Raw genomic sequence first — 25,443 nt, forward strand, 5'->3', positions numbered from 1 at the left:
ATCAGCGGTTGCTGCGCCGTGCCAGCACGACCAGCAGCGCCACGCTGATGATGGCGAACCAGAGTGCCGACCATTGCGGGATCGACAGGCCGAACAGGGTGTCGACCGCATCCTCGCACAGGCCGTCGGCCTCGAAAATCCATGGCAGGTAGATCGCGGTCGGGATTTTATTGAGCATGGTCTGCATCGGGTCGATGCCGCACGACAGGCCCGGATGGGCCAGCACCCACAGCTGCTTGCCGGCGTAGAACAGGCCGGTCAGGGAGCCGGCCAGGCCGAAAAAGCTCCACAGCTTGAACTGCCTGGCCGAGGCCGCCGCCAGGCACACCAGTCCGCAGAAGAAGTAGGCGTAGCGCTGGATCACGCACAGCGGGCAGGGCAGCATGTTCTTGTAGTGCTGCAGATACAGCGCCGCGCCGAGCAGGGCGAAGCAGATCGCGGAAAGGGTCATCAGGATCGTGCGGTTGTTGGGCATCGTTTCAAGTCCTAGAAGTGTTTTTTATTGGTCTCGCGACATGCGGCGTGGGTACGCAGCATTGTACAGTCTACAACGTCCGGCTTACCGATGGCTTAATCCGCGCCGTTCAGTCGCCCAGGGCCGCCAGCAATTCGGCCTGGTGTTCGGCCGCCAGCGCATTGGTCAGCTCGCTCAGTTCGCCGTCCATGATGAAGTCGAGTTTATACAAGGTCAGGTTGATGCGGTGGTCCGTCATGCGGCCCTGCGGGAAATTATAGGTGCGGATCCGCTCGCTGCGGTCGCCCGAGCCGATCAGGCTCTTGCGGGTGGCCGCTTCCTTCGACTGCTGCTCGCGCAGCTGCACGTCCTTGATGCGCGCGGCCAGCACCTTGAGCGCCGAGGCCTTGTTCTTGTGCTGGCTGCGGTCGTCCTGGCATTCGACCACGATCCCGGTCGGCAGGTGGGTGATGCGCACCGCCGAATCGGTCTTGTTGATGTGCTGCCCGCCGGCGCCCGAGGCGCGGTAGGTGTCGATGCGCAGGTCGGCCGGGTTGATGTTGACGTCTTCGACTTCATCGGCCTCGGGCATCACGGCCACGGTGCAGGCCGAGGTGTGGATGCGGCCCTGGGTTTCGGTGGCCGGCACGCGCTGCACGCGGTGGCCGCCCGATTCGAACTTGAGCTTGGAGTAGGCGCCGTTGCCGATCAGGCGCACGATCACCTCGCGGTAGCCGCCCAGGTCCGAGGCCGATTCCGAGACCGTCTCGACCTGCCAGCGATTGCGTTCGGCGAAGCGCACGTACATGCGCAGCAGGTCGCCTGCGAACAGGGCCGACTCGTCGCCGCCGGTGCCGGCGCGGATTTCGAGGAAGATGTTGCGCTCGTCGTTGACGTCCTTCGGCAGCAGCATCTTTTGCAGGTCCAGCTCCAGCTGCGCCACGCGCGCCTTGCCGGCCTCGATTTCTTCCTGCGCGAAGTCCTTCATGTCGGGGTCGGCCAGCATCTCCTGCGCTTCGGCGATATCGTCCTGGGCGCGCTGGTATTCCTTGAACAGCGCCACCAGCGGGCCGATTTCGGCGTGCTCGCGCGTCATCTTGCGGTAGGCGTCCATGTTCGCGGTCGCGCCTTCGCTCATGAGCAATTCGTCAAGTTCGACAAGGCGGTTGGCCAGTTGATCCAGCTTGGCCAGCATCGATGGTTTCATAGGGTCCGGATAAGGTAAAGGGGGCTGACAGGGAAGAACGGCGTACGGCCGCGCGCACGCGGCGCGGCGGCGCGGGCGCTAACGGCGGCCGCGGAACAACTGGGGCAGCAGGCTGGCGAGGCGGGCGCGCTCGTCGCCCTGGGCGCGGTGCAGCGCCTGCTGCGGGCCGTGCAGGAACTTGGCGGTCAGGCCCTTGGAGAGGGCGTCCAGCACGGCGTCGACATCGTCGCCGCGCGCCAGCATTTTTTTGGCGCGTTCGAGTTCGAACAGGCGCATCGCTTCGCTATTTTCTTGCAGGTCCTGGATCACCGGCACCATGGCGCGGTCGTCGATCCAGTGCATGAAGGACTGCACGCGCGTTTCGATGATGGCCTCGGCCTGGGCCACGGCGGCCTGGCGGCTTTCCAGCCCGGTCTGGACCACCTGTCCGAGGTCGTCGACGGTGTACAGGAAGACGTCGTCGAGGCGGCCGACTTCCGGTTCGATATCGCGCGGCACGGCCAGGTCGACCATGAACATCGGCTTGTGGCGGCGCGCCTTGATCGCCCGTTCGACCAGGCCCAGGCCGATCAGCGGCAGCGAGGACGCGGTGCAGGAGATGACGATGTCGAACTGCGCCAGCTGCTCGGGCAGGGCGGCCAGGCGGATCGCCTTGCCGTTGAAGCGGTGCGCCAGCGTTTCGCCGCGCTCCATGGTGCGGTTGGCGATGGTGATGTTCTTCGGGTTCTGGGCCGCGAAGTGCGTGGCGCACAGTTCGATCATTTCGCCGGCGCCGATGAACAGCACGTTCTGGTCGGAGATCTTGTCGAAGATGCGCTGCGACAGGCGCACCGCGGCGGCCGCCATCGACACGCTGTGGGCCCCGATTTCGGTAGTGGTGCGCACTTCCTTGGCCACCGAAAAACTGCGCTGGAACAGCTGGTGCAGGTAGGTGCCCAGGCCCCCGGCTTCGTCGGCCAGGCGCATCGCGTCCTTCATCTGGCCGAGGATCTGCGGTTCGCCCAGCACCATGGAGTCGAGCCCGGAGGCGACCCGGAATGCATGACGCACGGCGGCATCGTGCGGCAGCATGTACAGATGCGGGCGCAGTTCGGCGAAGTTGAGCTTGTGGTAGTCGGCCAGGAAGTGGGCGCTCGCATCGAGCGGGTTGGCGACGTCGCTGGCGGCGTACATCTCGGTGCGGTTGCAGGTCGAGAGGATGGCCGCTTCGTCGCCGCCGCGGTTGTCGATGCGGGCAAACCAGCCGCGCGCCGCCTGCACCGCCTGGCCGAGCTGGTCGGGCGCGAGCGCCAGCTGCTCGCGAAGCGAGACCGGTGCGGTGGTGTGGTTGAGGCCGACGGCGAGCAGTTGCATGGCTTTACAGTGTACGGAGGTATGCCGGCATTATACCGTGATGTGGCAATGGCCTACCGAAAGGAGGGGTTTTTGGTGCAGGAGGGCAACGCTTGGGAGCGATGAAGCGGGACAGCGGGGGCGCTGGTTGCCGGATCGGCAATCGGGAATCAGCTGAACCATTGGCGAACATGCCGGTCAAACAATGACAAACCCGCCGGGAGGCGGGTTTGGCGGAATTCTGGATGGCCCCGGCGGACCGGGGCCAAGATCGGACCTAGTGTCATCACCAGTAAGGGTGGCTGGGAGAGGACATTCCTAGGGCTGCGACAAAATTATAGCACCCTGTGCCTAAAAATCAAGCAGGTACCGATATGAAATGGACCGACCTGGAACGACATTTTTCAGCTGCCAGGCTGGGCCGTTACTGGGCCTTGTGCCCGGGCGATGAAGCCAAGGCCGCATCCGTGTATGTGAACAATATGCTGCTGGCTGGCGCGATGACACCCATGCTGAGTGTCCTGGAAATTGCGCTCAGAAATGGTATTCACAGTCGCATGTCCGCGCTGTACCGGCGGCCCGACTGGTGGGAAGTATTGGCAGGCAATCCGGCCTTTGCGCGCCAGACCAAGGAGGTCAACGGCGCAAAGGAGCGGCTGCAACGGCGTGCCGAAAGCGCCACCTCCGACAAAATTGTGGCGGAGTTAAACTTCGGTTTCTGGAGTTCGCTCTTCAACGGCAGCTTCGCAACTGTCGTCTGGAAAGACCTGCGCCTGGCATTTCCGCACTGTCCGAAACCGCTGCGCAAGCGAAAGGCCATCTCATCGGCACTGAATCAGATGCGCGACTTGCGCAATCGGGTATTCCACCACGAGCCGCTATTGTGGTTGCGCCCCGGCCTGCTCGATTTGCACGCCAGGGGAACGGAAGTGATCGGCTGGATCGATCCCCAGCTGGCGCGATGGCTGGCCAGCTACGATCCCCTGCCTGCCGCATGGGCCGCTTGCCGGCCGTGACAGCATCCGGCTGGCGCTGCCTCAGTGCTCACACCCCCAGCTTTTCCAGCCGGTAGCCGTAGCTGTACACCGGCACCAGCCGGAAGCCGTTCTCCGGGCGCAGCTGCAATTTGTTTCTTACACGCGACACATGGGTATCCATGGTGCGCGAGGGTACCGCCGTTTCGCGGATCCACACCGCTTCGTGGATATAGGCGCGCGACAGCGGCCGGCCGATATTCCGAAAAAACAACAGTGCCAGGTAGAATTCCTTGTGCGTGACATCGATGACATTGCCATCCATCAACAGACGCCCGGGCCGGGTTTCGAAAATATACGGTCCGAACTGCAGTTGTTCGGCCCCGTTCTGGGCCGGATAGGCGCGCCGCAGCAGCGCCTGCACGCGCGCCACCAGTTCGCCCCGGCGCAGCGGCTTGACCATGTAATCGTCGGCGCCGGCGCCGATGCCCGCCACGATGTCGTCCTCGGCCGAACTGTTGGTGAGGAACATCATCGGGGTGGTGGCCGGCAGCTTTTCCTTGGCGCGGCGCAGCACCTCGGTGCCGTTCATATCGCTCACCTGCCAGTCGAGAATGAGCATGTCGAAGCTGTCTTTACGCAGCTGTCCCAGCAAATCCTTACCGCTGTCGAATGACTGACAGACGTGTCCGGCGGAGGTCAGCACCTGGCAGATCAGGTCTGCCTGGCTGCGGTCATTGTCTAGGACTGCAATTCTCATGATGGCATGTGTCGAACGTAAAAACGTGTCGTAGGAGGAGTCCTACCTTTTGACTAATGAATAGTTACTCTGAATATAACAGACTTTTACAAAGCAACACTTAATTGGAACACATTAATTTACACCCGGCAACGAACTGATCTGTCGTGCCATCCCCTCGCCTGATTACACGGTACACTGGAAAAACCCCGATTTCAATCGACTTTTTGAGTCTTGAAGGAAATTTACATATCGAAAGGAGCACCATGAACGATGACTTGACAACGATTCCAGGCAATGCGGAAGCTATTTTGCAAGTCCGCGAAGATTGCCGCCGCATGGTGCGCAACCGCGCCGCCGTCTCGGCCGGCGTCTCGGCGCTGCCGGTTCCCGGCCTCGATGTGATGTCCGACCTGAGCATGCTGACCGGCCTCGTCAACGACGTCAACGCCGCCTTCGGCCTGACCGCCGAACAGGTCGAGCACTTGCAGCCGGCCTACAAGCGCATCGTGTTCGGCGCGGCGGCGGGCGTGGGCGGGATGATGGTTGGAAAATTGATCACGCGCCAGCTGGCCGCGCGCCTGCTCAAGCGCGCCGGGACCAGGGTATTGGCCAAGTCGGCCGCGCGCTTCGTGCCGCTGGCCGGCCAGCTGGCCTCGGCGGCGATCGGGTTTACCGTGTTCCGCAAGCTGGGCTACGACCATGTGGAGGCGTGCACCACGGTGGCGCAGGAATTGCTGGCGGCGCGCGCCGCCTAGCGTTGCGGGCTTGCCGCCTCGGCTGTGCTGCCGAGGCGCAGCCGGCGCATCAGGTGTCCGGCAGCACCACGTTTACTTCGAGCACTTCCAGGTTGCCCTGGCGGTCCAGCGACAGCTTGATGTCGTCCGGATTGACGCGCGTGTACTTCGAGATCACTTCGAGCAGTTCGCGGTGCAGCGCCGGCAGGAAATCCGGGCCGGTGCGCTGGCCGCGTTCGCGCGCGATGATGATCTGCAGGCGCTCCTTGGCCGCGGTGGCGCTTTTCGGCTTGGAGGGGAACAGGAATGAAAGCAGGGCCATATCACTTTACTCCGAAGATGCGCTGGAATATGCCTGGTTTTTCATAGCTGGTAAAGCGCAGCGGCACGTCCTCGCCGAGAAAGCGCGAGACCACGTCCTCGTAGGCCTCGGCCACGTCGGTGCCCTTGAAATGAATCGCCGGATTGCCCTGGTTCGATGCGTGCAGCACCGACTCGGATTCGGGGATGATGCCGACCAGGGGAATGCGCAGGATTTCCTGCACATCCTGGTAGGACAGCATTTCATCGTTCTCGACCCGCTTCGGCGAATAGCGCGTGATCAAGAGGTGTTCCTTGACCGGCTCGGCGCCGGTCTGGGCGCGCCGCGACTTGGCCTGGATGATGCCGAGGATGCGGTCCGAATCGCGCACCGACGACACTTCCGGATTGGTCACGATGATCGCTTCGTCGGCGAAGGTGAGCGCCATCAGCGCGCCATGCTCGATGCCGGCCGGCGAATCGCAGATGATGTATTCGAAACCCATGTTGATCAGGTCGTGCAGCACGCGTTCGACGCCTTCTTCCGACAAGGCATCCTTGTCGCGCGTCTGCGAGGCCGGCAAGATGAACAGGTTGTCGCAGTGCTTGTCCTTGATCAGCGCCTGGTTGAGCGAGGCTTCGCCATTGATGACGTTGATCAGGTCGTAGACGACGCGCCGTTCGCAACCCATGATCAGGTCGAGATTGCGCAGGCCGACATCGAAGTCGAGCACGGCGGTCTTGTGGCCACGCATGGCCAGGCCGGTGGAAAAGCTGGCGCTGGAGGTCGTCTTGCCGACGCCACCCTTGCCGGAAGTCACAACAATAATTCGTGCCACAGGGGGTCCTTTTTTCGTATCTGGTATTTAAACGCGGGAGGCCGGACTGATCGACAGTATATCGATTCGGTCGCCGATCAAGCGGATTTGCGTGGGCTGGCGCGCCAGCTGCGGCGCGAAGCCATCTTCGAAGGTGCGGTAGACGCCGGCGATCGAGACCAGTTCGGGCTGCATTGCCATGGCGAAGATACGCGCATCGGCATTGCCCGACGCGCCCGCGAGTGCGCGTCCGAACAGCGACGCGTAAATATGGATGCTGCCGTCGGCGATGATCTCGGCGCCGTTGTTGACCACCGCCGTGACGATCAGGTCGCCGCCGCGCGCGTACACGCGCTGGCCGGCGCGCACCGGGGTGTCGATGATCATGGTGCCGGGCGTGACGAGGGGGGCGGGCGCGGCGGGCGGCGCGGCGGCGGCCGGCGCCGGCGTGTCGGCGCGCGCCTTGTCGCCGCTGGCGCCGTCGTCGAGCGACAGGCCGCGCGCGCGGATCGCCTCGTGCATGGAAGCCGGGGCGCCGCGCACGGCCACCGCGTTCAGGTGGTATTTCTTGAGCAGCCCGACCATCTTGTCCCAGTCGATGCGCGGCGCGTTCTCGGCCAGGGCGCTGATATCGATCACGGCGAATTCGTCTTCGAAGAAATCGGCCGAGCCGCCCGTCATCTGCTTGAGCGCCGCATCGATGGCCAGCGGGTCGGCCGAATACAGAATCGTGGAGATCGCCACCACGGTGGATATCTTGATTTCGATAGGCAGTTGGGACGGGCTTTTGAGCATAGACGAGTCGTGAGGGATGGGCGGATCATCGCCCAAAGTGGCGCAGGCTCGTGCATTCTACTGTGAAAATTGCGGTTCGGGGAGGCTTGCCATGCATGTTCCGCGAGGCAACTCCAAACCGGTTTTGAGGGGCGCCGGCGGCCTTGCGCGCGCTTCTGCAAGGCTCAGGCCGTGTCCGAATGTCAGACCTGGCACCCGGATGGACACGCACCCGGGTGGACACCGGCAGGGATGGCTATGCGCGCAGGCGCCGGGCGGCCGCCACCATGTTGACCAGCGCCGCTTCGGTCTCGGCCCAGCCGCGCGTTTTCAGGCCGCAATCGGGATTGACCCACAGGTTGGCGGCCGGGATCACCTGGGCCGCTTTCCTGAGCAGCCGTTCGATGGCGTCCGTGCTCGGCACCGCCGGCGAATGGATGTCGTATACCCCCGGGCCGATCTCGTTCGGATAGCGATACTCGCCGAAGCCGTCCAGCAGCGCCATGTCGGAACGGCTGGTCTCGATGGTGATCACGTCGGCGTCCAGGGCCGCGATCTGCGGCAGGATGTCGTTGAACTCGGCATAGCACATATGCGTGTGGATCTGGGTCGCGTCCTGCGCCGCGCCGGCCGTGATGCGGAAGGCGCGCGTGGCCCAGGCCAGGTACTCGCCCCAGCGCGCGCGCCGCAGCGGCAAGCCTTCGCGCAGGGCCGGCTCGTCGATCTGGATGATGCCGATCCCGGCCGCCTGCAAGTCCGCCACTTCGTCGCGCATGGCCAGCGCGATCTGCAGCGCGGTCAGCGCGCGCGGCTGGTCGTCGCGCACGAAGGACCACTGCAGGATCGTGACCGGCCCGGTCAGCATGCCCTTGACCGGCCGCGCCGACAGGCTTTGCGCATGCGCCGACCAGGCCACCGTCATCGCGCGCCCGCGCGCCACGTCGCCATACAGCACCGGCGGCTTGACGCAGCGCGAGCCGTACGATTGCACCCAGCCGTGCCGCGTAAAGACGAAGCCGTCGAGCTGCTCGCCGAAATACTCGACCATGTCGTTGCGCTCGGCTTCGCCGTGAACCAGCACGTCGAGGCCGATGGCTTCCTGGCGCGCCACCGCATGCGCAATCTCGGCGCGCATCGCGCTCTGGTACTGCGCCAGCGGCAGGGCGCCACGGCGGAAGGCGGCGCGCGCGGCGCGGATCGCCGCCGTCTGCGGGAACGAGCCGATGGTGGTGGTCGGATAGGCGGGCAGGCGCAAGCGCGCGCGCTGCAGCGCCTGGCGCGCGGCGAACGGCGAAGCGCGCCGGTCGGCATCGTCCGGCAAGGCGCGCACCCGGGCCGCGACGGCGTCGCTGTGCACCCGCGCGCTGCGCGCGCGGCTGGCGATCGCGGCGCGCGCGACGGCCAGCTGCGGCGCGTGCGCGCCTTGCAGGGCCGCTTTCAGGGTCGCCAGTTCGTCCAGTTTTTCGGTGGCGAAGGCCAGCCAGGAACGCACTTCGGGGTCGAGCGCGTCTTCGTCGGCCAGGCTCAGGGGCACATGCAGCAGCGAGCACGAGGGCGCAAGCCACAGTTCGCCGCGCTTGTCGAGCAGCGGCGCCAGCCGGGCAATGGCCGCGTCGAGGTCGGTGCGCCAGATATTCCGCCCGTCGACGATGCCGACCGACAGCACCTTCGGCAGGGCCAGCCAGTCGCACACGCTGGTCAGCTCATGCGCCGCGCGCACGCCGTCCACATGCAGGCCGGCCACCGGCAGACGGCAGGCCAGGCCGAGGTTTTCTTCGAGCGGCGAAAAATAGGTCGCCAGCATGATGCGCGCGCCCGATTGCGCCAGCAGCCAGTAGGCGATTTCGAAGGCGTTGCGCCATTCCTGCGGCAAGTCCAGCCCGAGGATCGGTTCGTCGACCTGCACCCATTCCACGCCCTCGGCTTTGAGGCGCATCAGCAGGGCGGTGTAGACCGGCAGCAGTTTTTCGAGCAGGCTCAAACGGTCGAAACCGGCCTCGCGCGCCGTGCCCAGCCACAGGAAGGTGAGCGGGCCGATCAGGCTGGCCTTGACCCGGTGCCCGAGCGCCTGCGCTTCGGCCACTTCGGCCAGCAGGCGCTCGCCGGCCAGGGTGAAGGCGGTGTCCGGGCCGAATTCCGGCACCAGGTAGTGGTAGTTGGTGTCGAACCACTTGGTCATGTCGAGGGCATGGCTGCCGTGTTCTCCGGCGTGCCCGCCGCAGCAGGCCGCTTGCGCGCCGCGCGCCATGGCGAAATAGCGCGCCAGCGGGGTGGCGCCGGCATCCGGGCCGAAGCGCGCCGGCTCGCAGCCGAACAGCGCGATGTGATTGGCCATCTGGTCGTAGAAGGCGAAGTCGCCCACCGTCACCAGTTCCAGCCCGGCCCCGGCCTGCAGGGCCCAGTGGCGCGCGCGCAGGGCGGCGCCGGCCGCTTCCAGCTCGGCTTCGCCGGTGTCGCCGCGCCAGAAGGCTTCGAGGGCGGTTTTCAGTTCGCGGCGCGCGCCGATGCGGGGAAAGCCAAGTACGTGGGTGTGCAGCGTTTTCATGATGTCATCGAGATTTCATTGTTCGTGTGTAAAGTTTGCAGCAAACTGTCATATAATCAAAACGAAACCTTTTGCAGTTCCGCATGAAAAATTTTCATTGAGCGAGGCCCATGCTTGAACTCCGACACCTGCGCACGCTGACTGCCTTGCGCTCATCCGGCAGCCTGGTGCGCGCCGCCCAGTTGCTGAACCTGACGCAATCGGCCCTCTCGCACCAGATCAAGCTGATGGAGGAGCGCTACGGCGCCCCCCTGTTCGAACGCAAGTCGCTGCCGATCGCGTTTACCGCCACCGGCATGCGCCTGCTGGCGCTGGCCGACCAGGTGCTGCCCGAGGTGGAGCAGGCCGAACGCGACGTGGCGCGCCTGTCGCAGGGCGACCGCGGCCAGCTGCGCGTGGCGCTCGAATGCCATACCTGCTTCGACTGGCTGATGCCGGTCATGGATGCCTTCCGCCAGCGCTGGCCGGATGTCGAGATCGACCTGGTGTCGGGCTTTCACAGCGAACCGATCGAGCTGCTGCGCAGCGGCCAGGCCGACCTGGTGATCGGTTCGGCGGGCGGCCCGGAATACACCGTGTTCCCCCTGTTCCGCTTCGAAATCCTGGTGGTGCTGGCCCAGAAGCACCGCCTGGCCGCCCAGCGCCGCCTGGAAGCGCCCGATTTTGAAGGCGAAACCCTGATCACCTATCCGGTGCCGGAAGAACGGATCGACCTGATCCGCGAAGTCCTGCGCCCCGCCAAGGTCCGCTTCGAACGCCGCACGGCCGAGCTGACCGTCGCCATCCTCCAGCTCGTCGCCAGCCGGCGCGGGCTGGCCGCGCTGCCCAACTGGGCCATCAAGAATTACGTCGATTACGATTACGTGCTGTCGCGCCCGGTGGGCGAGTTCGGCCTGTGGAGCGACCTGTTCGTGTCGGTGCCGCCGGCGCTGGCCGCCAAGGCCTATGTGAGCGACTTCGTCGGCGTGATCCGCGAGCAATGCGCGCGTACGCTCGACGGCATCACCTTGCTTAGCTGATATTCAAGCGGGGTAATTTGCGGCGGTAGGGCAATCCCCGATTGTTTTCGGTGAATAAGCTGATAAGATTGATTTTGCTCAAACTCGAACGGAATCTGGAAACTAAGATGGTGGACTTTGCCACGCTGTGTGCTGTCAAAGCCTGTCCATCCGAAAAGGGAAACCATGTTTTCAAGTTCTGACCCATTTTTCCGCTCCATGCGGGAACTGTTCGACGCCCATGCGGGCATGTTCGAACGCAGCGTCCAGGCCGCGATGGATGCGGGCGTGTCCGCTGCGCAAGTCAATGTCGATTCGATAAGAACCCTGCTCGCCAGCGCCACCGTCGCAACCCGGCAGTGGCAGGTCGCGGGCGGCGCCAGCAACTGGCTGACCCCGGTTCCGCGCGATGCATGGCAGTTTGCAATTTTCGGTCGGCCCCGGTTGGCCGCGCCGCCGGCCGGAGCAGCGCCGGAAACGGCGGCCGGAATCTAGAATCCAGTACCAGGCCGCTCACTTGAAACCCCCACTGGCCCCGCGCCAGAACACAGCACATCGGAGATTCACATGGAAGACGTCGTAATCGTGGCCGCTGGCCGTACCGCAGTCGGTAAATTTGGCGGCGCGCTCGCGAAAATCCCCGCCGCCGAACTGGGCGCCCACGTCATCAAGCACCTGCTGGCGAAGATCGACCTCGATCCGGCCAAAGTCAACGAAGTCATCCTCGGCCAGGTGCTCACCGCCGGCGCCGGCCAGGGCCCGGCGCGCCAGGCCGCCCGCAAGGCCGGCTTGCCCGACATGGTGCCGGCCTTTACCGTCGGCAAAGTCTGCGGCAGCGGCCTGAAGGCCACCCACCTGGCGGCCCAGGCCATCAAGTGCGGCGACGCCGACATCGTCATCGCCGGCGGCCAGGAAAACATGAGCGCCTCGCCGCACGTGCTGCCCGGCTCGCGCGACGGTTTCCGCATGGGCGACACCAAGCTGGTCGACACCATGATCGTGGACGGCCTGTGGGACGCCTTCAACCAGTACCACATGGGCGTGACCGCCGAGAACGTCGCCAAGAAGTACGAAGTCTCGCGCGCCGAGCAGGACGAATTCGCGCTGCAATCCCAGCTCAAGGCCGAGGCCGCGCAAAAAGCCGGCAAGTTCAAGGATGAAATCATTCCTTTCGAGATCGTGTCCAAGAAGGGCACGGTCGTGTTCGACACCGACGAGTATCCGAAGCACGGCACCACGCTCGACTCGCTGGCCAGCCTGCGCCCCGCTTTCGACAAAGCCGGTACGGTGACGGCCGGGAATGCGTCGGGCCTGAACGACGGCGCCGCCGCCGTCATCATGATGTCCGCTTCCAAGGCAAAGGAACTCGGCCTCAAGCCGCTGGCGCGCATCAAGGCCTATTCCTCGGCCGGGCTGGACCCGTCCATCATGGGCATGGGCCCGGTGTCGGCGACCAAGCTGTGCCTGCAAAAAGCCGGCTGGAAACACGAAGACGTGGACCTGATGGAAATTAACGAAGCCTTCGCCGCGCAGGCGGTGGCGGTCAACAAAGAGATGGGCTGGGACACCAGCAAGATCAACGTCAACGGCGGCGCGATCGCACTGGGGCACCCGATTGGTGCATCGGGCTGCCGCGTGCTGGTGACCTTGCTGCATGAAATGATCCGCCGCGACGCCAAGCGCGGGCTGGCCAGCCTGTGCATCGGCGGCGGCATGGGAGTTGCTTTGGCGGTAGAGCGCGACTGAGTGCCCTTGCGCGCAAGCGCAGCCGGGCCGGGCCGGGCGACACCGGGCATTGCTTAAGCGGGGCAAGGCGGTTCCAATCCGCCCCCGCGATTTGGTTGGAGTTGGTGTACAAAAACAGGAGAAGACAACATGGCTAGAGTTGCATTAGTGACCGGCGGTATGGGCGGTTTGGGCGAAGCGGTCTGTTTCAAGCTGGCCGCTCTCGGATATCGGGTCGTCACCACGTATTCCCCTGGTAACAAGAAGGTCGCCGAGTGGCTGGCGACCACCAAGGACATGGGCTACGACTTCAAGGCGTATGAGTGCGACGTGGCCGACTACGATTCGGCCCAGGCCTGCGTGGCCAAGATCCAGGACGAAGTCGGCCTGATCGACGTGCTGGTCAACAACGCGGGCATCACGCGCGACATGACGTTCAAGAAAATGGACAAGCCGAACTGGGACGCCGTCATGGCCACCAACCTCGACTCCGTCTTCAACATGACCAAGCCGGTGTGCGATGGCATGGTCGAACGCGGCTGGGGCCGTATCATCAACATTTCGTCGGTGAACGGGCAGAAGGGCGCCTTCGGCCAGACCAACTATTCGGCGGCCAAGGCCGGCATGCACGGCTTCACCAAGGCGCTGGCGCTGGAAGTGGCGCGCAAGGGCGTGACCGTGAACACCATTTCGCCGGGCTACATCGGCACCAAGATGGTCATGGAAATCCCGAAAGAAGTGCTCGACACCAAGATCATCCCGCAAATCCCGATGGCGCGCCTGGGCAAACCGGAAGAAGTCGCCGGCCTGGTCGCTTACCTGTCGTCGGACGAAGCCGCTTTTGTGACCGGTGCCAACATCGCCATCAACGGCGGACAGCACATGTCCTGATTGCCGCCGGCGTTAGCATCCTCCGAAAGCACTGCCCGTGGGGCGGTGCTTTTTTACTTAATACAGCAGTTATGCGAAGGCGGTTCATGAGCAGTGCTGCATTTGAAATTCTTGAGATTGTCGATACCTTCAAGCCAGTTCGCAGAAAGAACCATCGTACCCGCTTGGAATTACTGGCACACCGGGTCTTTCGATATGGCTTATTGTTTGCTTTAGGTCTGTCCGCTATCGCGTCGCTGTTTCTAGCGTGGCATCAATTTCGTTCACCCCTGACGCCTATGGGGATGGACACTATCCTTGGATTGATGGTGGGAACTCTTTTTATGGCTTTCGCCGCTCTTGGCGCACTTATCGTTGAAGTGGTGTGCTGGGGTATTACGCTCAAGCAGAGCCTGTGGCGCAGCTTTGTATCGGAGCTAAAATGGGATCTTGGCCAAGCCAGACGCCTGGACAGATTCGATAAAAAAGACTTACAGCGTGCGCACGAGTTCGTGGAACTTAGGGCGAATCGAGCGCGTGAGCGCATTAAGTTGTTTGTTGGCGGAACAGACAAACTGGCTCTGGTGGTGTTGCTGGCAGGTGGCTGGGCGGTTTTCAGAGAAGTGCCATGGCGGGCATCGTTTTTCCTTGCAAACTGGGCCGATCCTGCCCATTTTCCCAGTGCGGTCCTGTTTTTGCTGTTTCTGTTCGCCATGTCGACGATAGCTGGCGCGTTCATCTTGAACTTCCAAGTGCAAAGGTACGTTTATCAGCTTGAGGTTCTAAAACTGCAGTTGTCTACGCGGAACTAGCATGTCGATCAGCGCCAAACCCTACTTACGCGAAATCTCGATCGCCGGCGATGCCGAAATCGACTTCGACAGCTATCCCTTCAATATTCCCGCCGTGCGCGACATGGGCGTCATCGAGCCGCATGCCGACGTCACATTTTTTGTGGATGAAAACGGCGCCGGCAAGTCGACCATGCTCGAAGCGATCGCCGTGGCGATGGGCCTGCCCAGCGAAGGCGGCAGCCGTAACGTCCACCGCGAGCAGCAGGACGTCTCGCCACTGCGGAACTGCCTGAAACTGGTGAAGAGCTTCCGCAAGCCGGCTTGGTCGTATTTTTTGCGCGCCGAGAGCCTGTTTAATGTCTTCACCTATCTCGACGGCACGTTTCCTCCGCAGCCCTCCAAGCACCTGCGCTCGCATGGCGAAGCCTTCATGGACGTGATCCTGGAGTTTTCCGCCGGCGGCCTGTACCTGCTCGACGAGCCCGAGGCCGCGCTCTCGCCCAACCGCCAGCTGGCCGCGCTGTCGGCGATCGACCAGCTGGTCAAGCAGGACTGCCAGTTCATCATCGCCACCCATTCGCCGATCCTGCTGTCGTACCCGAACGCCAAAATCCTGCAGTTCGACGGCAGCGGCATCGCCGACGTGGCCTACGAAGATACCGAACATTTCGCGGTCACGCGCGACTTTCTCAACCACTATCCACGGCGCCTCAAGCAACTGCTTGCCGACGACTGAACAACAGGAACACGACCGACCTTGAATACCACTTCCACGCTCACCTTCCGGCTGGCCACCGAAGCCGACATCCCTGCCATGTCGGCCATTCGCCTGGCCGTTACCGAAAACCGCCTGCGCGACCCGGGCCGCGTCACTCTCGCCATGTACCGCGATTATCTGGGTCGCCTGGGGCGCAGCTGGGTGTGCGAGGACGATGGCGCGATCGCCGGCTTTGCCAGCGCCGACCGCGCGCAAGGATCGATCTGGGCGCTGTTCATCGACCCGGCGCGCGAAGGGAAGGGCATCGGCAAGCGCTTGCTGGCGCTGGCCGTCGAGGATCTGTTCGAACAGGGGCACGAGCAGATCGTGCTCTCGACCGGCGCCGACACGCGCGCCGACATCTTTTACGAATCGCAGGGCTGGGAGCGCGGCAAGATGAAAGACGATATCGAAGTCCAGTACTCGCTGCGGCGCGCGCGCGAGCAGCCGTGGGCGAACGAGAATCTGTACGAAGCGAGCGTGCCCGTGTTCCGCCGTTACCTGCGCCAGATGCGCGCCATGCTGGCGCTGGGCGAAGCGCATGCGGATGCCGGCGCGCTGCTCGGCGCGCGCCTGGCGCCGGGCATGCTGACGCTGGCGGCGCAAGCCGAGGTGGCGGCCAATTTCGCCGTGCGCGCCTGCGCCCCGCTGGCCGGCAGCGCCCTGTCGGACAGCGGCGCCTTTCCCGCCAGCGCGCTGCGCGACAGCGGCCAGTTCGCACCGACCTACGAGGGCCTGCGCCAGCGCATCGACTTCGTGCTCGGCTTTCTCGACGCGCTCACGCCCGCGCAGTTCGACGGCGCCGCCAGCCGCATGGTCAGCGACCGCGCCGGCGAAGCCCTGGTCACCCTGCCGGGCCAGCCCTTCCTGCTGCAGTACGCGCTGCCGAACTTCTTTTTCCACCTGACCGCCGCCTACGCCATCCTGCGCCAGGGCGGGGTCGCGCTCGGCAAGGCCGATTTCGACGGGTTCCATGTCTACACCGGCGCCTGACCAGTCGCCGGCGGCGCTGCTGCACGAGCTGCTGCTGCGCGGGCTGTGGAGCACCGTCATCGACGAAGCCGCGCCGCAAGCGCTGCAGCGGCAGGGCGGCGCCGTCGCCAGGCTGCTCGCCGCCGGCGTGGACCCGCACGACCTGGTCGACGTCATCCGCGAGGCCCAGGTCGACACCATCTACAACGTGGCGCAGCTGATCGACTGGCCCGACGAGCACCTGGCGCCCGGCGCGCTGCCCGAGCTCCGCCTGAGCGCGAGCGTGGCGCACGGCGGCGCCGCGCCGCAGCCGCTGCCCGAGCTGCACTCCTGTTTGATGGAGCGCGATCCCTCGGGGCGTGCCGGCGAGCCGCGTTCGCCCGAGCTGCGCCGATACGCCCTGCTGGAGGCGGACGTGCGGCGCCAGATCGGCGCCCTGGTCGGCGCGCGCAAATTCCCGGCCGCCGCCGTCCTGTGGAAGCGCCACGCCGGCGGCGACCTGAAAGCCGCAATGGACGCGGTGCGGCAGCTGGCCGGCCGCGCGGGGTAGGGCGCCACGCTAGCGATTGCGGCGGCGCCCCAGTGCGCTACAATCGCCTGTCAACTCAAAGAGGACTCCCATGCCCGCCATTCCGACCTGCCTGTTCCCGCCGATCCAGCCGACCCGGCACGGCATGCTGGAAGTCGACGCGGTCCATACCATCTACTGGGAGGAAGTGGGCAACCCGCACGGCATTCCCGTGCTGTTCCTGCACGGCGGGCCGGGTGCGGGCCTGTCGCCCCAGCACCGGCGCTTTTTCGACCCGCAGCAGTACCGCATCATCCTGTTCGACCAGCGCGGCGCCGGCAAATCGACCCCGCTGGGCGAATGGCGCGACAACACCACCCAATTGCTGATCGCCGATATCGAAACCCTGCGCGCCCAGTTCGGCGTCGACAAGTGGCTGGTGTTCGGCGGCTCGTGGGGCTCGACCCTGGCGCTGGCCTACGGCGAAGCGCATCCCGAGCGCTGCCTCGGCTTCATCCTGCGCGGGATTTTCCTGTGCACCGCCGCCGAAGTGGACTGGTTCCTGCACGGCGTGCGCTGGTTCTACCCGGAGCTGTACGACGAATTCGTGGCCCCGATTCCCGAAGCCGAGCGGGCCGACCTGCTCACCGCTTACACCTCGCGCATGCTGTGCGACGATCCGGCCGTGTACTGGCCGGCGGCGCGCGCCTGGAGCCGCTTCGAAGGACGGCGCGTGTTCCTGCTGCCGCAGCCCGAAGACACCGCGTCCGACACGCTCGACCTGGGCGTGGGCCGGCTCGAATCGCATTACATGGCCAACGGCGGCTTCCTGCGCGAAGACCAGCTGGTGCAGGACGTGGGCCGCATCGCGCACCTGCCGTGCGTGATCGTGCAGGGCCGCTACGACGTGATTTGCCCGCCGCTGTCGGCCTACCGCCTGCACCAGGCCTGGCCCGGCTCGCGCCTGCGCATGGTGGCCGACGCCGGCCATGGCGCGCTGGAAGCGGGCATCGCCAAGGCGCTGGTGGGCGCCACCGAGCAGTTCAAGCGCAGCGGGCGCTTCGAGTAGCGACGGCGGGGGTGGCCCTGCTACACTAGCGGCTGCATGCATAAACCATTGAACAGCGCCCTATGAATCTCCAGCTCACCGATATCGGCCACGTCATCCAGCTGGCCATCGCGCCGGTGTTCCTGCTCACCGGGGTGTGCACCAACCTGATGGTGCTGACCAACCGCCTGGCGCGTATCATCGACCGTTCGCGCGTGCTGGAAGACCGCCTCGATATCGCCTACCAGGACGCCTACATGGACGAACTCGATGTCCTGTACCGGCGCTGGCACCTGATTAACTACGCCATTGCACTGAGCACCGCCTGCGGCCTGCTGATTTGCCTGGTCATTGCGCTGCTGTTCCTGGGCGATACCACCAACGTCCCGCTGGACCAGTACATCGCCGGCCTGTTCGTGATTGCGATGCTGTGCCTGATCGGCAGCTTCGTGTACCTGCTGGTCGAAATTTTTGTCGCGTCCAAGACGCTGCGTTCGCGCCGTCACGTGCGTCCGCCCGGCTCCCTGCCGAACCCAAACTAACAGATTGAGTTTTCCTATGCACGATTATCAACGTCCCCCGACCCTGTTCCGCTACGCTCCGCGCGCCGAACTGGAAGCCGCGCTGACCCTGGGGCAGTTTCGCCTGGTCCCGGCCAACAACTGCCTGACCCTGTCGTTCTCGCAAGCCTGGGACAAAGCCCTGTTCGAGATTTTTTCGCCGGCCGACTGCTGCCTGGTGATCCACAATACCGAGGAATTCGGCGAGCGCCTGCACCGCGCCGTGCAGCGCACCCTGCCAAGTTGGGCCGGCATCGACGGCGCCGTCGAATACGGCGTGCGCGCGGCCCTGGGCGCCGCCTTCACCAAGAGCAGCGCCGAAGCGGAAGAACGCGAGTGGCAGTTTGCGTGGCGCGCCATGGCGCCGCAAATGAGTCTCAATCCCGTGACCGTCAACATCGGCAGCATCGAAAGCTTCGCCGAACTGCGCGAGCCGCACAGCTACCAGGCCTGATGCGGCCAGGATCGGGCGTGGATTGAGCGCGATTCAGTTGCCGGCACTGTCGCCGCGCTCCAGGCGCGCCAGCACCGCTTTCATCATGCGCTCGATGTCGGAGCGGATGATGTTCGCGCCCAGCATGCCGGGCACGTAGAACTTCGGCACCAGCTTGCCGCTGTAGACGATGCGCGTGCCGCCCGTCTCGGGCACCGGCACCAGCTCCCAGCGGCACTGGTAGAGGCGCATGTCGCCCGTAACGAGGCCGATATCGATGGCCGTCATCGGCTCCTCCGTGGCCTGCACGATCAGGTGGATATCGCGCCGGATGAACAGGAAGCTGGCCACCCCGAACTGCTCGATGATGGCCTTGTTGCCGGTGCGCGAAAGGACCTTGGAGGTTTTCAGGTCCGGCACGAACTCGGACATGCGATCGTAATTGGTCAGCACCTTCCACACGGCCGCCGGCGACGCCTTTACCTCGCCGCTGGACGCGACTTCGAAGACGTGCTGGTCGGCCACGTCGACACGCTTGACCGACACTTCCAGCCTGGATTGGGCCAGGACGGGCTCGGAACAAGCGAGAAGGCAACATAATAGGATTCGCGGAAACATAAGGCCCAGCCTACGGGAAAGCGACGGGCCTGACAAGGGAGCGTGCTCAAGCGTGCGCGGGATAGCGCCGGGCGCGCGGCGCAAGATTAGAACCCGGCATCTACAGAAGTAGGTTGTAATGTCGTCTCGACATGCAGTGCCGACGCTGCGTCTTTACGCCTCCACCCACGCAACCATGACAAACCAAGCCTATTCCCACCTGCTCGCGCCCCTGGACCTCGGTTTTACCACCCTGCGCAACCGCGTCATCATGGGGTCGATGCACACCGGGCTCGAAGACCGCTTCTACAACTACGGCAAGCTGGCCGCATTCTACCGCGAGCGCGCCAGGGGCGGCGTCGGCCTGATCGTCACCGGCGGCATCTCGCCCAACCGCCAGGGCTGGCTGCTGCCGTTCGGCGGCACCCTCAATTTCGCGGGCGATGTGATCAACCACCGGCGTGTCACCACGGCGGTGCACGAAGAGGGCGGCAAGATCCTGATGCAGATCCTGCATTCGGGGCGCTACGGCTACCAGCCGCTGGTGGTGTCGGCCTCGGACCGCAAGTCGCCGATTTCGCCGTTCAAGCCGCGCGCGCTGACCGAAAGCGGGATCGAAGCGACCATCCGCGACTACGCGCGCTGCGCCAGGCTGGCCAAACGGGCCGGCTACGACGGCATCGAAGTGATGGGCAGCGAAGGCTACCTGCTCAACCAGTTCCTGTGCGCGCGCACCAACCTGCGCCAGGACCGCTGGGGCGGCAGCATCGAGAACCGCATGCGCCTGCCCATCGAGATCGTCAAGCGCATTCGCCAGACCGTGGGCCACGACTTCATCATCATGTACCGCCACTCGCTGCTCGACCTGGTCGAAGGCGGCAACACCTGGGACGACGTGGTCAAGGTCGCGCATGCGCTGGAAGCGGCCGGCGTCACCATCCTCAACACCGGCTATGGCTGGCACGAGGCGCGCGTGCCGACCATCGTCACCTCGGTGCCGCGCGCGGCCTTTGCCAGCGTGGCGGGGCGCCTGCGGCGCGAAGTGAAGATTCCGGTGGTGGCCTCGAACCGCATCAACATGCCGTTCGAAGCGAACGACATCATCGCGCGCGGCGACGCCGACATGGTCTCGATGGCGCGCCCCTTCCTGGCCGACGCCCAGTTCGTGGCCAAGGCGGCGGCCGGGCGCGCGGACGAGATCAACACCTGCATCGGCTGCAACCAGGCCTGCCTCGACCACACCTTCTCCAACAAGCGCGCCAGCTGCCTGGTCAACCCGCGCGCCTGCCACGAGACGGAGCTGGTGTACGCGCCCACGCGCCGCGCGCGCAAGGTGGCGGTGGTGGGCGCCGGCCCGGCCGGGCTGTCGGCGGCGACCGTGGCGGCCGAATGCGGGCACGCGGTCACGCTGTTCGATTCGAGCGACACGGTCGGCGGCCAATTCAAGATCGCCATGCAAATCCCGGGCAAGGAAGAATTCGCCGAGACGATCCGCTATTTTTCGCGCAAGCTGGAACTGACCGGCGTGACCGTGCGGCTCGGCGAACGGGTCACGCGCGAGGCGCTGCTGGCGGGCGGCTTCGACGACGTGATCGTCGCCACCGGAATCAAGGTGCGCATGCCGCCGATCGAGGGCATCGGGCATCCCAAGGTGCTGTCGTACATCGACGTCTTGCAGAACAAGGCGCCGGTCGGCAAGCGGGTGGCGATCATCGGCGCGGGCGGGATCGGTTTCGACGTGGGCGAATACTTGCTGCACAACCCGGCGCACCCGCTGCCGCTGCCGCTGGCCGCATGGGCCGGCGAGTGGGGCGTGGACCTGGAAGCGACCACCAGCGGCGGCCTGAGCGCCCCGCACGCGGCCGAACCGGTGCGCCAGTTGTTCCTGATGCAGCGCAAGGCATCCAAACTGGGGGCGGGGCTGGGCAAGACCTCGGGCTGGGTGCACCGCGCGACCTTGAGCCGCAACGGCGTGGTGATGCTGGCCGGGGTCACGTACAACAAGATCGACGACCATGGGCTGCACATCACGGTAGGCGGCGAAGAGCGCTTGATCGCGGTCGACAACGTGATCATCTGCGCGGGGCAGGACAGCCTGACGGAGCTGATGCCGGAAGAAGGCGCGGCGGCCAATGGCGGGCCGGTGTTCCACAAGATCGGCGGCGCGGCGCTGGCCGCCGAACTCGACGCCAAGCGCGCCATCAAGGAAGGCGCGGAGCTGGCGGCACGGCTTTGAGAACACATGCGACCCAGAACAGAACCGATATCCAATTCACTTCAATCCGTCATTCCCGCCTGCGCGGGAATGACGGATTGAAAGTCAACGGTGTTATGACGCCTGGGGCTGGGGCACGGGGCTATTCCCGGTTTTGCGAGCGACCGGTACGGCACTTACTTCTTGCGCACCACCACGCACCCGATCGAGTACCCCGCGCCGAACGAGCAGATCACCCCGTGCGAGCCGCTCGGCATATCGTCCTGGTACTTGTGGAAGGCGATGATCGAGCCGGCCGACGAGGTGTTGGCGTAGGTGTCCAGGATGACCGGCGCTTCCTGCGGCTCGGCGTCGCGCCCGAGCAGCATGCGGGTGATCAGCAGGTTCATGTTCAGGTTGGCCTGGTGCAGCCAGTAGCGCGATACCTGCGCCACTTCCAGCCCGGCGTTGGTGACCGTCTCGCGGATCATCTCGGCCGCCATCGGGCACACTTCCTTGAATACCTTGCGGCCCTGCTGGCGGAACAGCTTGTCCGGCTGGCCGATGCCCGCTTCGTCGAAGCGGTTCATGAAGCCGAAGTTGTTGCGGATATTGTTCGAGAACTTGGTCTTGAGCTTCGATTCCAGGATCTCGAACTGGTGATGGCCGGTCGCCGTCTCCGCCGCTTCGATCACGATCGCCGTGCAGGCGTCGCCGAAAATGAAGTGGCTGTCGCGGTCGCGGAAGTTCAGGTGGCCGCTGGTGATCTCGGGATTGAGCACCAGTACCGCGCGCGCCTGGCCGCTCTGCACCGCCGCCATCGCCGTCTGGATGCCGAAGGTGGCCGAGGAACAGGCCACGTTCATGTCGAAGCCGAAGCCGTCGATGCCCAGCGCTTCCTGCACCTCGACCGCCATCGCCGGGTAGGCGCGCTGCATGTTGCTGCAGGCGACCAGCACCATGTCGATGTCGGCCGCCGTGCGGCCGGCCCGGTCCAGCGCCTGCCGCGCCGCCGCCACGCAGATCTCGGCCTGCAGCGAGATCTCTTCGTCCGCACGCTCGGGAATGCGCGCCGTCATGCGCGCCGGATCGAGGATGCCGGTTTTTTCCATCACATAGCGCGATTTGATGCCGGAGGCTTTTTCGATAAAGGCCGCGCTCGAGCCTTCGATGGCCGTCAGCGCGCCCGCCGCGATCGCGTCGGCATGCTCCGCGTTGTATTGTTCGGCGTAGGCGTTGAAGGCGACGACCAGCTCTTCGTTGGAGATCGAATGGGGCGGCGTGAACAGGCCCGTGCCGCTGATGACGACTTGTTTCATGGTGGAGCTTTCAAATAGGGTAAGCCGGGCATGACCCGGCACGTGCCGACGATTCTACACAATGACATTCATGGTGGCGAGAAAAGCGGGCCGCAAGCGCCGCCGCACCCGTCAACTCGCCCTGTCAGTACGTATTCTTGCAGGTTGACAATGCCGTTTCGGCACTTGATAATGAAAATCATTCTCAATAGACTGGCCCAGCCGCGCCTTGTTGCGCAGCGGGCCGTCGTTTGTGCAGCCGCTCGCCGGCGCTCGCCGCGGACTTTCCCTTGACGACATTGCCATCCCCGACACGATGGTGCGGATCTTCCCCATGCAGCGCGCATGGCTGCATGCATCCCACATAAAGGAACCGCCCGTGAAGTCATCGATGTCCCTGCCGCCGCAACGCCGTCCCCTCCCTGCCGCCGTGATGCTGGCGCTGGCCGCCCTGGCCCCGTCCATGGCGCACGCCCAGTCCGACGAGGCGCCGATGCAGGCGGTGGTGGTGTCGGCCTCGCGCTCGAACATCGAGGCCGACAAGGCGCCGCAGACGGTGGTCATCATCCGCAAGGAGGAGATCGAGCGCCAGATGGCCATTTCCACCAATTCCTCGGATCTCCTGAGCAGCGTGCTGCCGTCGTACACGCCCAGCCGCGGCAAGATGAACGGTTCCGGCGAGACCCTGCGCGGGCGCGCGCCGCTGATCCTGGTCGACGGCGTGCCGCAATCGAACCCGATGCGCCCGACCGGCCGCGAAGCCCACACCATCGACTACGCGATGGTCGACCGGATCGAAGTGATCCAGGGCGCCAACGCCGTCAACGGCCTGGGGGCGACCGGCGGCACCATCAACATCATCACGCGCCGGCCTGAAAAAGGCTCGTTCAAGCAGCACGTCGATGTCCAGGCGACCACCCCGACGTCAAGCCTGGGCAGCGACGTCATGAGCTACAAGACGACTTACCGCGTCTCGGGCCGGGGCGACAAGCTGGAGTACCTGTTCTCGGCCGGTGTCGAAGACCAGGGCCTGTACCTGGACGGCAAGGGCCGCGCCATCGGCACCGACAATACCCAGGGCGACCTGATGGACTCGCGCAGCTACGACATGCTGGCCAAGCTGGGCTACTGGATCGACGACAAGCAGCGCGTCCAACTGTCGGTGAACCGCTACCGCATCAAGTCCGAGGCCAGTTACTTGGTCGTGGCGGGCGACCGCAAGACCGGCCTGCCGAGCGTCTCGGTCGAAGGCAAGCCGCCCGGCACCGCGCCGTGGAACGATGTCTGGACTTCCAGCCTGGCCTACAGCCACGCCGACCTGGCGGGCATGGAACTGTCGGCCATGGTGTTCAACCAGGAGTTCGAAGGCTTGTTCGGGGCCGATAATTCGGCCACCTTCCAGGACGTGCTGATCGCGCCGGTCGGCACCCTGTACGACCAGTCGCGCTCCTTGGCGTCCAAGTACGGCAGCAAGGTCAGTCTCGGCAAGTCGGACCTGCTGGGCGGGCGCATGAAGCTGACGGGCGGCTTCGACACCCTGTTCGACAAGGGCAAGCAAGACCTGTACGGCACCGGACGCACTTATGTGCCGGAATCGGATTACCGCAACCTGTCGCTGTTCGTCCAGGGCGAATACAAGCCGCTCGACCAGCTGACCCTGCACGCCGGCGTACGCAAGGAAAACGCGGACCTGCGCATCGACAGCTACCGCACGCTGGCGCAGTACAAGCGGGTGGCGGTCGAAGGCGGCAAGCTCAAATTCAACGAGACCCTGTTCAACGCGGGCCTGGTGTACAAGCCGGTGCAGGAAGTGAGCGTGTTTACCAGCTATTCCGAAGGCTTCGGCATGCCCGACATCGGCCGCGTCCTGCGCTCGATCAATACGCCCGGCCAGAACGTGGCCGACATGCAGGACCTGCAACCGATCCTGACCAGGAGCGTGGAACTGGGCACCCGTATCCGCAAGGGCGACTGGGATATCGACGCCAGCATCTTCCGTTCGGATTCCGATTTCGGCACGCGCGTCATTCCGGTCAACGGCGCCTTCATGATGGCGCGCGAGAAGACCCGCATCGAAGGCGTGGAAGCGTCCGCCGGCTACCGCATCTCGGCCGCGCACCGCGCCAAGCTGGCCTACGCCTACACCAGGGGCCGTTACGACAGCGACGAAAACGGCTCGCTCGACGCCCGCCTCGATGGCCTGAACGTGGCGCCGAACCGCCTGATCGCCACCTGGTCGGCGCACTGGAACGGCAAGCTCAAGTCCTTCGTCCAGGCGCAGCACGCGTTCCACCAGAACTTCGACGATCCGGCCAAGGAGTTCAGCGGCTACACCCTGGTCGACGCCACCCTCAACTACCAGCTGCCGAAGGGCGAAGTGCGGCTGGCGCTGGCCAATCTGCTGGACCGGGATTACATCACCTACTACTCGCAAAGCGCGCTGGTCGAGCCGAAGCGCTATTTCGCCGGACGCGGACGCGTGCTCACGCTCGGCTACGCGCTGAACTTCTGACATGCGCGCGGCGGCGGCGTCCTCCGGCGTGCTGACAGGCTTGCGCGTGATCGGTGCGGTGTTCGGCGGCTATGCCGTCACCGCGCTGGGGGTGAGCACGGCCGCCGCGCTGCTGGCGCGCCTGGGCATGGCGCGCTCCGAAGCGGTGGCGCTGGCCGCCATGACGGGCTTCATCGTGTACCTGCTACTGCTGCTGTGGGCCTTCAGCGTGCAGAGCGTGCTGCGCCTGTGGACGGTGCTGGCGCTGGCCATGGCGGCCATGGGCGCCTTCCTGTACTTCCTGGCCTAGGGGCGCGC

The 25,443-nt window shown here is 64.9% G+C and carries 26 protein-coding genes; 16 read left to right on the plus strand and 10 right to left on the minus strand.

Features of this window, described 5'->3' with window-relative positions; all coding sequences use genetic code 11:
• Position 1: 1 nt before the first annotated feature.
• The 3 genes from EJB06_RS08715 to hemA all read right to left on the minus strand — a co-directional run bounded on the left by EJB06_RS08715 (position 2) and on the right by hemA (position 3,014).
• Positions 2 to 475, minus strand: coding sequence for a disulfide bond formation protein B (locus EJB06_RS08715; protein ID WP_126073629.1), 474 nt, complete (start codon positions 473 to 475; stop codon positions 2 to 4).
• 109 nt (positions 476 to 584) lie between these two features.
• On the minus strand, positions 585 to 1,661 hold the full coding sequence (prfA, locus tag EJB06_RS08720; protein ID WP_126073630.1) for a peptide chain release factor 1: 1,077 nt from the start codon (positions 1,659 to 1,661) through the stop codon (positions 585 to 587).
• A gap of 78 nt (positions 1,662 to 1,739) precedes the next feature.
• Positions 1,740 to 3,014 carry a glutamyl-tRNA reductase gene (gene hemA, locus EJB06_RS08725; protein ID WP_126073631.1) on the minus strand — a complete coding sequence of 425 codons (1,275 nt, stop codon included), beginning with the start codon at positions 3,012 to 3,014 and terminating at the stop codon, positions 1,740 to 1,742.
• A 353-nt stretch (positions 3,015 to 3,367) separates the two neighbouring features.
• Here hemA and EJB06_RS08730 point away from each other — a divergent pair, with 353 nt between their 5' ends.
• On the plus strand, positions 3,368 to 4,009 hold the full coding sequence (locus tag EJB06_RS08730; RefSeq protein WP_126073632.1) for an Abi family protein: 642 nt from the start codon (positions 3,368 to 3,370) through the stop codon (positions 4,007 to 4,009).
• A gap of 28 nt (positions 4,010 to 4,037) precedes the next feature.
• On the opposite strand, the gene EJB06_RS08735 is transcribed toward EJB06_RS08730, so the two are convergent.
• Positions 4,038 to 4,727: a response regulator transcription factor gene (locus EJB06_RS08735; protein WP_126073633.1), complete on the minus strand. Its 690-nt coding sequence runs from the start codon at positions 4,725 to 4,727 to the stop codon at positions 4,038 to 4,040.
• Positions 4,728 to 4,972: 245 nt separating this feature from the next.
• On the opposite strand from EJB06_RS08735, the gene EJB06_RS08740 reads away from it, so the two are divergent.
• The gene (locus EJB06_RS08740) at positions 4,973 to 5,464 is read left to right on the plus strand and encodes a hypothetical protein (protein ID WP_164557870.1); all 492 of its coding nucleotides are present in this window, start codon (positions 4,973 to 4,975) and stop codon (positions 5,462 to 5,464) included.
• Between the two features lie 49 nt (positions 5,465 to 5,513).
• Here the strand turns inward: EJB06_RS08740 and minE are convergent, their stop codons facing one another.
• From minE to metE, 4 genes are all read right to left on the minus strand, one after another.
• A complete protein-coding gene (gene minE / locus EJB06_RS08745) occupies positions 5,514 to 5,765 on the minus strand; it encodes a cell division topological specificity factor MinE (protein ID WP_126073634.1) in 252 nt (83 codons plus the stop codon).
• 1 nt (position 5,766) lies between these two features.
• Positions 5,767 to 6,582, minus strand: coding sequence for a septum site-determining protein MinD (gene minD / locus EJB06_RS08750; RefSeq protein ID WP_126073635.1), 816 nt, complete (start codon positions 6,580 to 6,582; stop codon positions 5,767 to 5,769).
• A 27-nt stretch (positions 6,583 to 6,609) separates the two neighbouring features.
• Positions 6,610 to 7,356: a septum site-determining protein MinC gene (minC, locus tag EJB06_RS08755; RefSeq protein WP_126073636.1), complete on the minus strand. Its 747-nt coding sequence runs from the start codon at positions 7,354 to 7,356 to the stop codon at positions 6,610 to 6,612.
• Between the two features lie 235 nt (positions 7,357 to 7,591).
• The gene (gene metE / locus EJB06_RS08760) at positions 7,592 to 9,880 is read right to left on the minus strand and encodes a 5-methyltetrahydropteroyltriglutamate--homocysteine S-methyltransferase (RefSeq protein WP_126073637.1); all 2,289 of its coding nucleotides are present in this window, start codon (positions 9,878 to 9,880) and stop codon (positions 7,592 to 7,594) included.
• 110 nt (positions 9,881 to 9,990) lie between these two features.
• Here metE and EJB06_RS08765 point away from each other — a divergent pair, with 110 nt between their 5' ends.
• The 11 genes from EJB06_RS08765 to EJB06_RS08815 all read left to right on the plus strand — a co-directional run bounded on the left by EJB06_RS08765 (position 9,991) and on the right by EJB06_RS08815 (position 18,566).
• On the plus strand, positions 9,991 to 10,899 hold the full coding sequence (locus tag EJB06_RS08765; RefSeq protein ID WP_126073638.1) for a LysR family transcriptional regulator: 909 nt from the start codon (positions 9,991 to 9,993) through the stop codon (positions 10,897 to 10,899).
• Between the two features lie 198 nt (positions 10,900 to 11,097).
• A complete protein-coding gene (locus EJB06_RS08770; protein WP_126073639.1) occupies positions 11,098 to 11,373 on the plus strand; it encodes a hypothetical protein in 276 nt (91 codons plus the stop codon).
• 72 nt (positions 11,374 to 11,445) lie between these two features.
• Positions 11,446 to 12,624, plus strand: coding sequence for an acetyl-CoA C-acetyltransferase (locus tag EJB06_RS08775; RefSeq protein ID WP_126073640.1), 1,179 nt, complete (start codon positions 11,446 to 11,448; stop codon positions 12,622 to 12,624).
• A 129-nt stretch (positions 12,625 to 12,753) separates the two neighbouring features.
• Positions 12,754 to 13,494, plus strand: coding sequence for an acetoacetyl-CoA reductase (gene phbB / locus EJB06_RS08780; protein ID WP_126073641.1), 741 nt, complete (start codon positions 12,754 to 12,756; stop codon positions 13,492 to 13,494).
• Positions 13,495 to 13,580: 86 nt separating this feature from the next.
• Positions 13,581 to 14,285, plus strand: a complete 705-nt coding sequence (locus EJB06_RS08785) for a YuaM family protein (RefSeq protein WP_126073642.1) — start codon at positions 13,581 to 13,583, stop codon at positions 14,283 to 14,285.
• A 1-nt stretch (position 14,286) separates the two neighbouring features.
• Positions 14,287 to 15,003 carry an AAA family ATPase gene (locus tag EJB06_RS08790; protein WP_126073643.1) on the plus strand — a complete coding sequence of 239 codons (717 nt, stop codon included), beginning with the start codon at positions 14,287 to 14,289 and terminating at the stop codon, positions 15,001 to 15,003.
• A 21-nt stretch (positions 15,004 to 15,024) separates the two neighbouring features.
• A complete protein-coding gene (locus EJB06_RS31805) occupies positions 15,025 to 16,017 on the plus strand; it encodes a DUF1993 family protein (RefSeq protein ID WP_164557871.1) in 993 nt (330 codons plus the stop codon).
• Positions 15,998 to 16,546: a hypothetical protein gene (locus EJB06_RS08800; RefSeq protein WP_126073644.1), complete on the plus strand. Its 549-nt coding sequence runs from the start codon at positions 15,998 to 16,000 to the stop codon at positions 16,544 to 16,546. The genes EJB06_RS31805 and EJB06_RS08800 overlap by 20 nt, the downstream gene beginning before the upstream one ends.
• A gap of 70 nt (positions 16,547 to 16,616) precedes the next feature.
• Complete coding sequence (gene pip / locus EJB06_RS08805; RefSeq protein ID WP_126073645.1) at positions 16,617 to 17,573, plus strand: prolyl aminopeptidase; 957 nt, start codon at positions 16,617 to 16,619, stop codon at positions 17,571 to 17,573.
• A gap of 62 nt (positions 17,574 to 17,635) precedes the next feature.
• Positions 17,636 to 18,094: a DUF2721 domain-containing protein gene (locus tag EJB06_RS08810; RefSeq protein ID WP_126073646.1), complete on the plus strand. Its 459-nt coding sequence runs from the start codon at positions 17,636 to 17,638 to the stop codon at positions 18,092 to 18,094.
• Positions 18,095 to 18,110: 16 nt separating this feature from the next.
• Complete coding sequence (locus tag EJB06_RS08815; protein ID WP_126073647.1) at positions 18,111 to 18,566, plus strand: hypothetical protein; 456 nt, start codon at positions 18,111 to 18,113, stop codon at positions 18,564 to 18,566.
• Positions 18,567 to 18,599: 33 nt separating this feature from the next.
• Here the strand turns inward: EJB06_RS08815 and EJB06_RS08820 are convergent, their stop codons facing one another.
• On the minus strand, positions 18,600 to 19,091 hold the full coding sequence (locus EJB06_RS08820) for an SRPBCC family protein (protein WP_307720444.1): 492 nt from the start codon (positions 19,089 to 19,091) through the stop codon (positions 18,600 to 18,602).
• Positions 19,092 to 19,338: 247 nt separating this feature from the next.
• Between EJB06_RS08820 and EJB06_RS08825 the strand changes: the two genes are divergently transcribed.
• On the plus strand, positions 19,339 to 21,378 hold the full coding sequence (locus EJB06_RS08825) for an NADPH-dependent 2,4-dienoyl-CoA reductase (protein ID WP_126073649.1): 2,040 nt from the start codon (positions 19,339 to 19,341) through the stop codon (positions 21,376 to 21,378).
• Positions 21,379 to 21,533: 155 nt separating this feature from the next.
• Here the strand turns inward: EJB06_RS08825 and EJB06_RS08830 are convergent, their stop codons facing one another.
• Complete coding sequence (locus tag EJB06_RS08830; RefSeq protein WP_126073650.1) at positions 21,534 to 22,655, minus strand: beta-ketoacyl-ACP synthase III; 1,122 nt, start codon at positions 22,653 to 22,655, stop codon at positions 21,534 to 21,536.
• Positions 22,656 to 23,013: 358 nt separating this feature from the next.
• On the opposite strand from EJB06_RS08830, the gene EJB06_RS08835 reads away from it, so the two are divergent.
• Together EJB06_RS08835 and EJB06_RS08840 are read left to right on the plus strand one after the other, a co-directional pair.
• Complete coding sequence (locus tag EJB06_RS08835) at positions 23,014 to 25,146, plus strand: TonB-dependent receptor (RefSeq protein ID WP_229426983.1); 2,133 nt, start codon at positions 23,014 to 23,016, stop codon at positions 25,144 to 25,146.
• A gap of 1 nt (position 25,147) precedes the next feature.
• Positions 25,148 to 25,435 carry an iron transporter gene (locus EJB06_RS08840; RefSeq protein WP_126073651.1) on the plus strand — a complete coding sequence of 96 codons (288 nt, stop codon included), beginning with the start codon at positions 25,148 to 25,150 and terminating at the stop codon, positions 25,433 to 25,435.
• Positions 25,436 to 25,443 lie beyond the last annotated feature (8 nt).

Source organism: Massilia atriviolacea (assembly GCF_003953935.1).
Classification (GTDB): domain Bacteria; phylum Pseudomonadota; class Gammaproteobacteria; order Burkholderiales; family Burkholderiaceae_D; genus Telluria_A; species Telluria_A atriviolacea.